The sequence below is a fragment of the Mycobacterium helveticum genome (assembly GCF_007714205.1).
Lineage (GTDB): Bacteria > Actinomycetota > Actinomycetes > Mycobacteriales > Mycobacteriaceae > Mycobacterium > Mycobacterium helveticum.
In genome coordinates, this window is sequence record NZ_VMQU01000310.1 from 1 (window position 1) to 917 (window position 917).

At 68.8% G+C, this 917-nt stretch carries 1 protein-coding gene; it reads right to left on the reverse strand.

Features of this window, described 5'->3' with window-relative positions; translation table 11 throughout:
- Window positions 1–600: AAA family ATPase (locus tag FPZ47_RS27655; RefSeq protein WP_145039816.1), on the reverse strand; the 600-nt coding region annotated here is incomplete at its 3' end.
- Between the last annotated feature and the right edge of the window lie 317 nt (window positions 601–917).

The following is a 917-nucleotide window of genomic DNA, read 5'->3' on the forward strand; positions in this document are numbered from 1 at the left end:
GCCCAGCCCGCGGGGATCGTCGATGGCGCGCCGCACCACCGCGCGGATGTCGTCGGCGCTCAGCGGACGCAACTGCAGGATCAGCGACCGCGACAGCAACGGCGCCACCACGGAGAAGGACGGGTTCTCGGTGGTCGCCGCCACGAGCAGCACCACCCGGTTCTCCACGGCGGACAGCAGGGCGTCCTGCTGGGTCTTGGAGAACCGGTGCACCTCGTCGATGAACAGCACCGTCTGCTCGCCGTGCAGGAGCGCCCTGCGGGCCTGGTCGATCACGGCCCGGACGTCCTTGACACCGGCCGACAGCGCCGACAGCGCCTCGAACCGGCGTCCGGTCGCCCGCGAGATCAGCGCCGCCAGCGTGGTCTTGCCGCTGCCGGGCGGACCGTAGAGGATCGCCGACGCCACGCCCGAGCCCTCGACGAGGCGGCGCAGCGGCGATCCCGGCGCCAGCAGGTGGCCCTGCCCCACCACCTCGTCCAGCGTGGCCGGGCGCATCCGCACCGCCAGCGGCGCGCCCGCCGACACGCCCGGGCCATGGTCGGTCGTCGGGGCGTCGCCGGGAAGGTCGAACAGACCGTCGGACACGGCTTCAGGCATACCACGCCCGGGCGCCGGGTGCGCCGGGCCCGACCCGGCGCACCCAATCCACGCGCCCTGCCCACATCTTTGCTAAGTTCCGGTTTGCCAAGGCCCTTGTGGCGTGCCCGCAGAGCGATTCCTACAGCTAGGACGGAAATGAGCCAGCCCCCAGAGCATCCAGGCAATCCGGAGTATCCAGACAATCCGGAGCAGGCGGGCGGCTCACCCGGCCTTCCACCCGGCCCCCCCCCCCGCAGTCAGATATAAACAAAAACGACCCCACGATAAATGAAGAAAAAAAGTATTAGGGGGTGTTTTTTGTAAAAAAATATGAT